The 12,710-nt window shown below is 73.7% G+C and carries 10 protein-coding genes; 9 read left to right on the forward strand and 1 reads right to left on the reverse strand.

The window, feature by feature from the left end; all coding sequences use genetic code 11:
- From DVH02_RS28245 to DVH02_RS28275, 7 genes are all read left to right on the forward strand, one after another.
- Positions 1-900 (forward strand): beta-ketoacyl-ACP synthase 3 (locus tag DVH02_RS28245; RefSeq protein WP_114626691.1); only part of this gene is annotated, 900 nt, incomplete at its 5' end.
- Between the two features lie 128 nt (positions 901-1,028).
- The gene (locus DVH02_RS28250) at positions 1,029-2,315 is read left to right on the forward strand and encodes a beta-ketoacyl-[acyl-carrier-protein] synthase family protein (protein WP_233518508.1); all 1,287 of its coding nucleotides are present in this window, start codon (positions 1,029-1,031) and stop codon (positions 2,313-2,315) included.
- Between the two features lie 267 nt (positions 2,316-2,582).
- On the forward strand, positions 2,583-4,787 hold the full coding sequence (locus DVH02_RS28255) for an acyl-CoA dehydrogenase family protein (protein WP_233518509.1): 2,205 nt from the start codon (positions 2,583-2,585) through the stop codon (positions 4,785-4,787).
- A gap of 247 nt (positions 4,788-5,034) precedes the next feature.
- Positions 5,035-5,280 (forward strand): acyl carrier protein, encoded by a 246-nt coding sequence (locus DVH02_RS28260; protein WP_114626693.1) that lies wholly within the window; start codon positions 5,035-5,037, stop codon positions 5,278-5,280.
- Positions 5,277-6,506 (forward strand): beta-ketoacyl-[acyl-carrier-protein] synthase family protein, encoded by a 1,230-nt coding sequence (locus DVH02_RS28265; RefSeq protein ID WP_114626694.1) that lies wholly within the window; start codon positions 5,277-5,279, stop codon positions 6,504-6,506. The genes DVH02_RS28260 and DVH02_RS28265 overlap by 4 nt, the downstream gene beginning before the upstream one ends.
- Positions 6,507-6,670: 164 nt before the next feature.
- Positions 6,671-7,588, forward strand: coding sequence for an SDR family oxidoreductase (locus tag DVH02_RS28270; protein WP_114626695.1), 918 nt, complete (start codon positions 6,671-6,673; stop codon positions 7,586-7,588).
- Between the two features lie 202 nt (positions 7,589-7,790).
- A complete protein-coding gene (locus tag DVH02_RS28275; RefSeq protein WP_199566445.1) occupies positions 7,791-9,884 on the forward strand; it encodes a TerD family protein in 2,094 nt (697 codons plus the stop codon).
- A 37-nt stretch (positions 9,885-9,921) separates the two neighbouring features.
- Here DVH02_RS28275 and DVH02_RS28280 read toward each other — a convergent pair whose 3' ends face one another.
- Positions 9,922-10,944, reverse strand: a complete 1,023-nt coding sequence (locus DVH02_RS28280) for a LysR family transcriptional regulator (protein ID WP_114626696.1) — start codon at positions 10,942-10,944, stop codon at positions 9,922-9,924.
- A 223-nt stretch (positions 10,945-11,167) separates the two neighbouring features.
- On the opposite strand from DVH02_RS28280, the gene DVH02_RS37185 reads away from it, so the two are divergent.
- Together DVH02_RS37185 and sfnG are read left to right on the forward strand one after the other, a co-directional pair.
- Entirely contained in the window at positions 11,168-11,251 is an 84-nt protein-coding gene (locus DVH02_RS37185) for a putative leader peptide (protein ID WP_407697689.1), read from the forward strand.
- Positions 11,252-11,427: 176 nt separating this feature from the next.
- Positions 11,428-12,606, forward strand: coding sequence for a dimethylsulfone monooxygenase SfnG (gene sfnG, locus DVH02_RS28285; protein ID WP_114626697.1), 1,179 nt, complete (start codon positions 11,428-11,430; stop codon positions 12,604-12,606).
- Positions 12,607-12,710: the final 104 nt, after the last annotated feature.

Raw genomic sequence — 12,710 nt, forward strand, 5'->3', positions numbered from 1 at the left:
CCCGCGGGCCCGGCCGGTCGCGCGGGTACGTCCTCGGTGGTCGACGCCGTCGTCCTGGCCACCGCCACGCCCGACCACCCCTGCCCCGCCACGGCGCCCGCGCTGGCCGCGCGGCTCGGCCTCGGCCAGGTGCCCGCGTTCGACATCGGCGCGGTGTGCAGCGGGTTCGTCTACGGGCTGGCGGTCTGCCACGGGCTGATCGTCTCCGGGCTGTACGACCGGGTGTTGCTGGTCGGCGCGGACGCGTACTCGACCTGGCTGGACCCGGGGGACCGCGCGACCGGCGTGGTGTTCGGCGACGGCGCCGGGGCCGCGCTCATCGGCGCGGGCGGCCCCGGCGACCCGGGTGAGCTGCTCGCCTTCGACCTGGGCAGCGACGGTACGGGCTACGGCCTGGTGACCGTGGAGGGCGGCGGTTCGCGGGCGCGGTCGCGGCCGGGCCCCGCGGTCGAGGGCGACCAGTACTTCCGGATGCGTGGCCAGACCGTTTATCAGCACGCGGTTGAGCGAATGACCGGTTCATGCCGCTCCCTGCTGCGCACGGTCGGCTGGCACGCCGACCAGGTCGACCACTTCGTACCGCACCAGGCCAACGGACGGATCCTGCGCTCCGTCGCCGAGCGGCTGGGCATCGGCGAGGAGCGCTGCGTCATCCATCTGGACCGCGTGGGCAACACGGGGGCGGCGTCCTTGCCGCTGGCGCTGGCGGACGGGGCGGCGCGCGAGCGGTTCCGCGCGGGTGACCGGATGCTGCTGACCGCCTTCGGGGGCGGACTGACCTGGGGGACGGCGGCGCTGCGCTGGCCGGAGACGCGAGTGCCCGCGGGCCCGGGGCCCGGCGGAACTCGACGGAGGGAACCGAAGGGAACGGAAGAGAACGGAAGGGATGGGACGTCATGACGCGGACGGCTGAGTGGGCTGCTGAGTGGGCTGCTGAGCGGACGGTCGAGTGGGCTGCTGCTGAGCGGGCAGTCGAACGGGGGCGCGGAGGCGGGCGCGGGCGCGGTGGCGGCGCCAGGGAGGTCGCCGTGACCGGGCTCGGGGTCGTCACGCCCGTCGGCGCCGATGAACGGACCTTCTGGGCCGGGCTGTGCGCCGGGCGCTCGGCCGCGCGGCACCGGCCGGAACTGGCCGGTATGCCGGTCGACTTCGCCTGTGCGGTCGAAGGACCCGCGCCCGAGCCGGGCGCCGCCCCTGGCCCGGACCCGCGCCCGGCCGGGGGCCCGTACGACGGCGCGCCCGCCTGGGCGGGGCTCGACGTCGACGCGGCCGTGGGCGGGCGCTCGGTGTGGCGGATGGCGCGCTTCGTGAAGCTGGCGCTGATCGCCGCGCGGCAGGCGGTGGCGGACGCCGGGCTCGACCCGTCGGCCTGGGAGGCGGGCCGGGTCGGCGTGGTGCTCGGGGTGGGGGTCGGCGGGGTCGCCGCGCTCTGCGACAACACGCTGCGGCTGCGGGACCGGGGGCCGGAGGCGGTCTCGCCGCTGCTGGTGCCGATGATGATCCCGAACGCGGCGGCGGGCGAGGTCGCGATCGCGCTGCGCGCCCAGGGCCCCAGCCTCGCCCCGGCGACGGCCTGTGCCTCGGGCGCCACCGCGATCTCGCTGGCGCGGGATCTGCTGATCGGCGGGGAGTGCGACATCGTGGTGGCGGGCGGCACCGAGTCCGTGCTGACGCCCCTGGTGATGGCGGCGTTCGCGCGGATGGGCGCGCTGTCGGCCCGTACGGGCGATCCGGCGCGGGCGTCCCGGCCGTTCGCGCCGGACCGCGACGGGTTCGTCCTCGGCGAGGGGGCGGCCATGGTCGTACTGGAGCGGGAGCCGGACGCGCGGGCCAGGGGCCGGGCGCCGCGCGCGCTGCTGAGCGGCGTGGGCGCCAGTACGGACGCGTACCACCCGACGGCGCCCGAGCCGCACGGCCGGGTGGCGCAGGCGGCGGTGGAGGCGGCGCTGCGACAGGCGGGGTGGAGCCCGTACGACGTCGGGCACGTCAACGCGCACGGCACCTCCACCCCGCTCAACGACGCCATGGAGGCCGCGCTGATCGAGCGGGTCTTCCCGCACCGCCCGCCGGTCACGGCGGCGAAGGGGGTGCTGGGGCACACGCTGGCGGCGGCCGGGGCGATCGAGGCGGTGGCGACGGTGCTGACGCTGGAGCGGGGCGTCGTCCCGCCGATCGCCAACCTGGACGCGTCCGCGGTCGAGTTCGATTTGGACTGCGTGACGAAGGAGCCGCGGCGGGAGCGGGTGGAGACGGCGATCAGTCACTCGTTCGGGTTCGGCGGGCACAATGTCGCGCTGGTGTTCAGGAAGGCGTGACGGAAGCGGTACGGAGACACGGCGGACGCCGCGTCGGAGGACGGGGCGGAGAGCAGGTCGGAAAACGCGGCGCAAGCAGGGCGGAAGGCTTGACGGAGGGCGAGACGATGGCCTGATCGTCACGCGAACGGGGGGCGCGTTGGGGGCGCGTTCAGGGAGGCGCGCGAGTGGCGCCACTGTGCGCCCGTCGAATGGATGTTTTACGGCCCGACAGGCCACAGAGTCGTTTCTTCGTGATCGCTTGATCGTTCTACTTCCGTGACCGTAATGATCAACAGCATTGCCGTGTCCCCTGCCGTTCCGACGGAGGGGGCCGCTTCGGCGGATCCGGTCGCGGACCGGCTGACGCGCGTGTTGTTCGGCACGGACTTCCACCGCGAGCACGGGCCGTGGCGCGCGATCGCCGCCTCGCGGCCGTTCCGGCACCGGCCGGGCGGCACGGCCGAGGAGCGGCTCGCGTGGACGTATGAGCGGTTGCGCGCCGTCAACGACTCGCTGGCCGACCCGGCGGCCCTGGCCGCCGACCCGCGCGCGCTGGCCGCGCTGCACGAGTGGCTCGGCCCGGTCGATCCCGCCTTCGTCACGGTCGCCGGCATCCACTACAACCTGTTCCTCGGCAGCCTGATCGACCACGGCGCCACCGGAGCGGACGCCGACGCCGACTCGGGACCGGGCGTCGGCTCGGGGTCGCGTGTCGGCTCGGGGTCGCGTGTCGATTCCGGTCCGGCCGTCGACTCAGGTCCGGGCGTCGATTCCGGCCTCGGCGCGGGCGCGGGTGCGGGCGGTGGACGCGACCTGACGGAGTTTCTGGCGGCCCGCCACGTCGGCACGTTCCTCTGCACGGAGGTCGCGCACGGCAACGACGCCGTCGCCGTGGAGACGACCGCGACCTACGACCGCGACCGGGACGGCTTCGTCCTGCGCACCCCGCACGCCGGGGCGCAGAAGTTCATGCCCAACACCAGCCCGGCGGGCGGTCCCAAGAGCGGGGTCGTCGCGGCCCGGCTGCTGGTGGACGGCGAGGACCACGGCGTCTTCCTCTTCCTGACGCCGCTGACCGACGCCGCGCGCCCGCTGCCCGGCGTACGGGTGCGCCGGCTGCCCGCGCGGTTCGGCAGCCCGGTGGACCACTGCCTGACCTCGTTCGACGGGGTCTTCGTCGGCCGGGACAAGCTGCTGGCGGGCGCGCAGGGCCGACTCGGCGCGGACGGCGTCTTCCGCAGCGACAGCGCCAACCGCCGACGGCGCCTGCTGCTCTCCATCGGCCGGGTCACCCCGGGCAAGCTGTCGATGAGCGCGAGCGCCGTCGGCTCGGCGCGGGTCGCGCTGGCGCTCGCCGTACGGTACGGGGGCCACCGGCTGATCTCCGGCCCCCGGGGCACCGGCCAGGTGCCGGTCTTCGCCCACCGCAGCCACCACGGCCCGCTCGTCGAGGCGCTGGCCACGGTCTTCGCGATGAGCCTGCTGCACCGTACGGTGCTCGATGCCTGGGAGTCGCGTACGGCCGCGACCACGGAAGAGGCCGAGCGGCTCGTCGCCGTCGCCAAGGGCTGGATCACCTGGCGGGCGCGCGAGGTGATCGTGGAGTGCCGGGAGCGGTGCGGGGCGCAGGGGCTGCTGGAGAACAACGGCATGGGCCAGCTGCTGGCGGGCATCGAGGGCGCGATCACGGCGGAGGGCGACAATGTCGCCGTCCATGTGAAGGCGGCGGCGGAGATGATCTTCGTGCCCGTACCCGGGAGCGTGCCGGAGACCGGACCCGCCGCGGTGGGGGCCGCCGAGGCGCGCGAACTGTCCGACCCGGCCTTCCTCGACGAACTGGTCGCCGCAGTCGAGGAGCTGTGGCTCGCCCGCGCCCGCCGCCGGATGGTGCACGCCCCCGGCGGTGACGCTCTCGCCCGCTGGAACGCGGCGTCGGGCGCCGCGCTGCGGGCCGTGGAGGCGCACGCCTACCGGCGGGCGGCGGGGGCGTACGCGGCGGCGGTGGCCGGTACCGGGAGCGGTGCCGGGAGCGAGAGCGGCAGCGGTGCCGGGAGCGAGAGCGGCAGCGGTACCGCGAGCGGCAGCGGTCACGAAGCCGAAGCCGGGACCGGGACCGAAGCCGGGACCGGGACCGAAGCTGGGACCGGGATCGAGAGCGGGATCCGAACCGGGAGCGGCGGGGCCGGGGCCGCCGACCTGCTCTGCTGCCTGCGCCGCCTGTTCGCGCTCCGGTGGATCGACCGGAACAGCGGCGAACTGCTGGCGTCCGGTCGGCTCGCGGCGAGACACGTCGGCGAGCTGGCCGAGGCGGTCGAAGCCCTGGTGGCGCGGCTCGCGGGCCACGCCCCCACCCTGGTCGAGGCGTTCGCGCTGCCCGAGGAGCTGCTCGCCGACCGGCCGATCGCCGGGCCCGGGTACGCCGGGACGTACGACGACCCGGACGGCGCGTGGCACGGCGGGGCCGGGGACGGCGCGCCGGGTCCCGGCTGACGGGTGGACGGGGGACCGCGGCGCGGACCGCGGCTCGACCGCGGCGCGTGCGCGGCGCGCACGGGCCACCGCCCGCCGGGGCCGCCCCGCCCGCGTCACCGGCCCCCGCGCCACCCGCGTACGGCCCGTGACCGCGTACCGCCCACCCACTGTCCACGTTCGACCCGCGCGTCCCACCGGGGCGCGCTTCGGCGCGTGTCCGGCGCTCGGACCGCAGCCAACCACCCCTCTGGGAAAGGAACATGCCATGAACCGGATCCACCCGAAGATCATCGAAGTACTCACCGGGACCTTCAAGGTGCCCGCGGCCGAGATCGTCCCCGAGGCGACGATGGACAGCCTGGAGATGGACTCCCTCGCCGTCGCCGAACTCGCCGTCATCTTCAAGGAGACGCTCGGGGTCCCGGCCGACTCCGACACTCTCCTCAAGGACGCCTCGCTGGCCGAGATCACCGCGTACCTCGACGAGGCGGCCGTGGGCGTCGGCCGATGAGCGGACCCACTGTCGCCATCACCGGCCTCGGGATGATCACCCCGGCCGGCCAGGACACCGCGGCCACCTGGGACGGGGTCTGCGCGGGCGTCTCGTACGCCCGTACCGTCCCCGAACTGAGCGGCTGCGCGGTCGACTTCGCCTGTACGGTCGACGGCATCGACCTCGACGCCGCGATCGGCGGGCGGACGGCCTTCCGGATGGGCCGGTACGTGAAGCTCGCGCTGCTCGCCGCGCGCGAGGCGGTCGCCGACGCCGGGCTCGACCCCACGACCTGGGACGGCACCCGGGTCGCCGTCGTGGTCGGGACCAGCAGCGGCGGCACGGCGGGCCTGACGGAGCAGGCCGTGGTGCTGGAGCGGCGCGGCCACGAGGCGACCTCGCCCTCGGCGATCCTGCTCACGATCCCCAACATGCCGGCCGCCGAGATCGCCATCGGCATGCGGGCCACCGGGCCCAGCATGGCGCCGTGCACGGCCTGTTCGTCCGGGGTCACCGCGCTGCACGCGGCGCGCGACCTGCTCGCCACCGGCCAGTGCGACATCGCCGTGGCGGGGGCGACGGAGTCGGTCGTCTACCCGGTCGCGATGGCCGGGTTCGCCCGCTCGGGCGCGGCGGCGCAGCTGGGCCCCGGGGACGATCCCTCGGTGCTGTCGCGCCCGTTCGCGCGGGACCGCTCCGGCCTGGTCGTCGGCGAGGGCGCCGCGATCATGGTGCTGGAGCGGGAGAGCGACGCACGGGCGCGCGGAGCCGCGCCCCGGGCGCTGCTCGCGGGCGCGGGCGCCACCACCGACGCGTACCACCCCACGAGCCCGCACCCCTCGGGCGCCGTGGCGCAGCGCGCGGTGGAGGCGGCCCTGCGGGACGCGGGGTGGAGCCCGTACGACGTCGATCACGTCAACGCGCACGGCACCTCCACCCAGCTCAACGACGCGACCGAGGCCGCGCTGATCAGCCGGGTCTTCCCGCAGCGGCCCTCGGTCACGGCGCCCAAGGGTGTGCTGGGGCACTGCATGGGGGCGGCCGGGGCGATCGAGGCGGGGCTGACCGTGCTCACCCTTCAGCACGGTGTCGTCCCGCCGATCGCCAACCTGGACGCGCCTGCCGTCGAGTTCGACATCGACTGCGTGACCAAGCAGCCGCTGTACACGCGCGCCGACCGCGCGGTCACCCACTCGTTCGGCTTCGGCGGCCACAACGCGGTCCTCGCCCTGGAGCGCGCCTGACGCCCACGCCCACCGGCAGGCGTTCACGGACCCCTCGCCGTCCCCTGGCCACGACCACGACTCGTGCGGGGGGACGGCCCCTTCGACCCGACGAGGCGCGGCGCCCCGCCCGCTCGTACGCGACACCCCGACCCCGCACGCTTTCCCCTCTTGGAGATCCACCCATGTACAGGCGTCTCTCGCTCCGAGGACGTACCGTCGTCATCACCGGCGCGGCCCGAGGTGTCGGCGAACAGCTGGCCCGCACACTCTCCGCACGCGGCGCCCGGCTGGCGCTCGTCGGCCTGGAGCGCTCGGAACTCGCTTCCGTCGCACGCTCGTTGGCCGGTGAGGCGGACTACTGGCACGCGGATGTCACGGACGCGTCCGCGATGCACCGCACGGCGCGGTTCATCGCGCGGCGCTTCGGTGGGGTCGACGCCGTCGTCGCCAACGCGGGGGTGGCGGCGGGCGGCCCCTTCCTGGGCTCGGACCCGGCGGCGTGGCGGCGGGTCGTCGAGGTCAACCTCGTCGGCGGCGCCAACACGGCCCGCGCCTTCCTGCCCGACCTGCTCGACTCCCGTGGCTACTACCTCCAGATCGCCTCCCTGGCGGCGCTCGCGCCGACCCCGATGATGACGGCGTACTGCGCCTCGAAGGCCGGGGTCGAGGCGTTCGCGCACGCCCTCCAGGCGGAGGTCGCGCACCACGGGGTACGGGTCGGCGTCGGCTATCTGAGCTGGACCGACACGGACATGGTGCGCGGCGCCGAGCGCGAACCCGTGCTGCGCGAGCTGCGCTCCCGGATGCCCTGGCCGGCCGCCCGCACCTACCCGCTGGCCCCCGCCGTCGACCGCATCGCGGACGGCATCGAACGCAGGGCCCGGCACGTCTACGCCCAACGCTGGCTGCGCGCGGCCCAGTTCGTGCGCGGCGGGCTCCCGGCGGCGGCGGCGCGCGGCGGCCCGAACCTCATGCCCGCCCTGGAGGCGCTCGCCCTGCCCCCCGGCGCCGCCCCCGCGGCCGCGCTGATGGGCGCGGGCGGCGCCGCCGACACCGCGGCCCGCGCCGCGCGCCGGCCGTCCGTTCGCTCCGGGAGCTGACGGGAGTTGACGGGAGCAGCCAGAAGCTGACCGGAGCAGCAGGGAGTTGACGGGAGCAGCCGGGAGGGGCGCGCGTCGGAGCGCATTCATCTAGGGTTCACTTCTGGCACCGCGCGTGCGCGCTGTGTCACCAGACGTATTGGTGCGGGCCGCGCGTGGGGACGAGCGGCCCGCGTGCTTGGGGGGTATGTACGTGCGCGAGATGACCAAGGGCGCCAACGTCGGGCTGTCGGCCCTCAGCGAGAACGCCGCTTCGGTGCGCGTGGGGCTGGGCTGGAGCAGTGAGAGGGGCGACGGGGACGCCGACGTCTCCGTACTGCTCCTCGACGAGAAGGGGAAGGTACGCAGCGACACCGACTTCTTCTTCTACAACAACCCGACCGCCGACGACGGGAGCGTGCAGCTCCTGGGCAAGACGCCGACGGACAGCGGCAACGAGGACCGGATCAGCCTGGACCTGTCGGCGGTCGCGCCGGACGTCGCGCAGATCATCGTGGCGGCCAGCCGGGACGAGGGCGAGCGGTTCGGCGATCTCGACGGGCTGCGGCTGACGGTCTGCGACGGCGTGGGCGAGGACCTGCTCGGGTTCTCCATCGACGACGCGGCGGCCGAGAGCGCCTTCGTCTTCGGTGAGTTCTACCGGCGGAACGACGAGTGGAAGTTCCGCGCGATCGGACAGGGATACGACACCGGACTCGCCGGACTGGCCACGGACTTCGGCATCGACGTGGACGACGCGGCTGAGGTGCCGGAGGCCCCGGAGGCTCTGGAGGTCCTGGAGGCCCTGGAGGTCCCGTCGGTCCCGGAGGCGGCGGCTCCTGCGGAGCGGACGGCTGCGGCGGACGCGGCCACAGCCCCGGGAGCGGATACGGGAGCGGGGGCAGGTACGGGAGCGGGCACGGGGGCAGCCGCTTTCGGCGCCCTCGCCACCGCGACCATTCCCGCGCAGGCCGCGCCGCCCGCGCGTCGTCCCCGTACCGCCAGGAAGAAGGTGACGCTGCCCAAGCTCGTCAAGAAGTCCCTCGCCGAGAACGACGCCTGGCGGCAGGCGAGGCTCTTCCCGGTGCCCTCGCTCAAGAGCGACCGCGAGCGCGAGACACGGGCCACCTCCGTTCTGCTGTCGGTGATGGCGCAGGTTCCCGAGTTCGGGCGGCGGCTCATGGCCGGGTTCGGGGCGCCGGCCGGCCGGATGGAGACGTTCACCGAGGTCTCGCTGCCGCACGGCGAGGTGCGCAAGCGGCCGGACGGGGTGATCCGGGTGGAGCGGGCGGGCAAGCTGTGGACCGCGCTCGTGGAGACGAAGACGAACGGCAACGCGCTCAAGGACCAGCAGGTCCAGGACTACATGGACATAGCGGCCCGGCGCGGTTACGAGGCGGTGATCACCCTCGGCAACGACGTCGCCCTCGAAGGGACCCCGCTGGTCGACGTCAAGGTGGACGGACGGCGCAAGCACAAGGTGGTCCTGCGGCATCTGTCCTGGGCCGAGGTGGCGCACCAGGCGCAGCTGCTCATCCGCCACGAGGGGGTGGGGAACGCGGCGCACGCCTGGCTGCTCCAGGAACTGCTGCACTACCTCCAGCACGAGAACTCCGGCTGCCACGGATTCCAGAACATGGGCCCCGCCTGGGTACCCGTCCGCAAGGGCATCGACGACGAGACGCTGTGCCAGGGCGATGCCCGCGCCGTCGAGGTCGTGGAGAGCTGGGAGCGCCTCGTCCGGCAGGTGTGTCTGCGGCTGGGCGGCGAGCTGGGGCAGAAGGTACTGCCGGTGCAGCGGGTCAGACGCAGCACCGACTCCCGGGCCCGTCGTGAGGCGCAGGCCGACGCGCTCTGCCGCGAGGGGCGGCTCGACGCGGAGCTGCGCATCGAGGGCGCGCCGGGTACGCAGGGCATTTTGGCGATCAGCGCCGATCTGCGGACCGGCAAGGTCCGTACGTCGGTGGAGATCCCGGCGCCCGAGCAGGGCTATCCCCTCGCCTGGGCGAAGCGGCTGATCCGGCAGCTCGCCGACGCCCCGGCCGATCTGCACGTCCAGACGCTGCTGGCGGGGGAGGGCGACGGGCCGCGCGGCACCCTGGAGCGGCTGCGTCCCGAGCCCGCGGATCTGCTGCCCAGGGGCGACGGTCAGATCAGCGGCTTCCGGCTGTCCCTCTTCAAGGGCATGGGCAGCACCCGGGGCACTGCGGAGACGGGCTTCATCCGCAGTGTGGACGAGGTGGTCGACCGCTTCTACGCGGCGGTCGTCGTGCCGCTGGGGCGCGCTCCCGAGCGGGCGGCGAGCCGCTCGCGCTGACGCGGCGGGTGCGTCCTCAGCGCGCCTCGGTCCGCGCCTAGGTCCGCGTCTCGGCCCGCGTCTCGGCCCGCGTCTCGGTCTCTGCCTCGGCCCGCGCCTCCGTCCCCGCCTCCGTCCCCGCCTCCGCCTCGGTCCCCGCCTCCGTCCGCGTGGCCGCCTCGCGTACGTACGTCTCCGAGCTGCGGACGAACATCGCGTGGAGGTCGCGGGCGGCCTGCGTCATCGTGGTGGAGAGCGGGTGCTGGATCACCATCAGGACGGCCGGGGTGTCGCCCGCGAGCGGCCGGGAGGTGATCATGCCGGAGCGTTCCAGCGGGTCGCCGCGCACGCTGAAGTCGGGCAGGACCGTGGCGCCCAGGCCCTCCGCGACCATCAGCTTGCCCATCTCCGCGCCGTCCGTGGAGTACGAGAAGGTCGGGCTGCGGCCCTCCAGGAGGCGGTGCACGTAGCGGTGCATGACGTAGCCGGAGCGCATCACGATCAGCGGCTCACCCAGCAGGTCCGCGACCGGGACCGTGGCGAGCGCCGCGAGGCGGCTGTCGGAGCGTACGCACACCACCGGGCGACCGCGCAGGAGTTCCGTGGTGTGGAAGCCGGGCGGCTTGTCGTCGCCCTGAAGGTAGTTGACCAGCCCCAGATCGAGTCCGCCCTCCAGCAACGACCGGTGGATGTCGGCCTGTTGGGCGCCGGTGACCTCGACCTGGGTCTCCGGGTGGGCGGCGCGGAACGCCCGGATGGTCGGGACGAGCAGCGGCACCGTCGCCGCGTTGACCGTGCCCAGCCGGATCATCCGGGTGGTGCGGTGCTGGTCGTCGGCCGCCTTGCGCAGGGTGTCGACCGCGTCGAGTACGCCGACGATGTGCGGCAGCAACTCGCGCCCGGCGGCGCTGATCCTGGCCCCGGAGCGGCGCCGGTCCAGGATGTCCACGCCGAGTTCGCGCTCCAGGTTGCGCACGGTCTCGCTCAGGGCGGGCTGGGACACGTGGAGCGCCTCGGCGGCGCGGCGCAGGGACCCCAGCCTGGTCACCGCCGCGATGTATTCGAGCTGCTCTATTCGCATGCGCGTGATCGCCTTTCGGCCCTGTTCCGGCTCTGTTCCGGCCTTGCTCCGGCCCTGTTCCGGTTTTGCTCCTTGGCGTCGCTCTGAAAGGGAAACCCTATCACCGGGTCGCATATACCGAATCGACCGTACGTGGGCCCCGGAGTACGCTCATGGTTCAAGGAGCAGTACAGGGAAGCTGTCGAATAGCCGGAAAGGCGGTGGCGCGGCGATGCGGGATCCGATGAATGATCTTCGGGAACTCACCCGGCGGCGCCATGTCGACCTGGTCCGTGTCTCCAGCGCCCTGTGTCCGCGTACGGGCTGACCAGCGCACACGTCGTCGCCTCGGGTCGACGGTGAGCCCTTTGGCGCCCCGCGGCCGGTACGCGCCGCCGATTTAACGAATTGTTCACGTTTCCCGATGGCAGGCCCCGGCTCTTTTCGTGTCCCGGGCCGCCGGGCGCGTTTCCCCTGCCCGCTTTCGTACGCCGGGAGTTCCCGATGTCCCTTCCGCCCGCCGCTTCCCCCTCTTCCTCCTCTTCCCTCGCGGAGCCACTCCGTTTCGCCTATTGGGTGCCCAATGTCAGCGGTGGCCTGGTCACCAGCAAGATCGAACAGCGCACCGACTGGGGATACGACTACAACCGTGAACTGGCCGTGCTCGCCGAGAACAACGGCTTCGACTACGCGCTGAGCCAGGTGCGCTACATGGCCAGTTACGGCGCCGAGTATCAGCACGAGTCGACCAGCTTCAGCCTCGCCCTGCTCCTCGCGACCGAGCGGCTCAAGGTCATCGCCGCCGTCCACCCAGGACTCTGGCACCCGGGCGTGCTCGCCAAGCTGGGGGCCACCGCCGACCAGCTGTCGCACGGGCGGTTCGCGGTGAACGTGGTCAGCGGCTGGTTCAAGGACGAGTTCACGGCGCTCGGGGAGCCGTGGCTGGAGCACGACGAGCGCTACCGCCGCTCGGAGGAGTTCATCCGCGCGCTGCGCGCGGTGTGGACCGAGGACCACGCCGAACTGGCCGGTGACTTCTACCGGATCAGGGACTTCTCGCTGAAGCCCAAGCCGCTCAACACCCCCGAGCGCCCGCACCCGGAGATCTTCCAGGGCGGCAACTCGACGGCCGCCCGCGCCATGGCGGGCCGGGTCTCCGACTGGTACTTCTCCAACGGCAAGGACTTCGACGGCGTCACCGAGCAGATCCGCGACGTACGGGCGTCGGCGGACGCGGCGGGCCGCCGGGTGCGGTTCGGGCTCAACGGCTTTCTCATCGCCCGGGACACCGAGGCGGAGGCGCGCGAGGTGCTGCGGGAGATCGTCGCGAAGGCGGACACCGAGGCGGTGCACGGCTTCGGCGCGGCGGTGAGGCAGGCCGGACGGTCGGCGGCCGACGGCAAGGGGATGTGGCAGGACTCGTCGTTCGAGGACCTCGTCCAGTACAACGACGGCTTCAGGACCGGCCTGATCGGTACGCCGGAGCAGATCGCCGAGCGCATCGTCGCGTACAAGCGGCGCGGGGTGGATCTGCTGCTGCTCGGCTTCCTGCACTACCTGGAGGAGGTCGAGTACTTCGGCCGACGGGTGCTGCCGCTGGTGCGCGAGCTGGAGGCGGAGCTGCCGGAGGCGGAGCTGACGGAGGCCGGAGCGGCGGTGAAACCCGTGGCTCTGCGCGCCTGACGCGCGTGCCGTCGTACGCGACGCCGGTCTTTCCGGCTCCGTACCTTCCTGCTCCGTACCTTCCTGCTCCGTACCTTCCTGCTCCGTACCTTCCTGCTCCGTAC

This window comes from Streptomyces corynorhini (assembly GCF_003346515.1).
Classification (GTDB): Bacteria; Actinomycetota; Actinomycetes; order Streptomycetales; family Streptomycetaceae; genus Streptomyces; species Streptomyces corynorhini.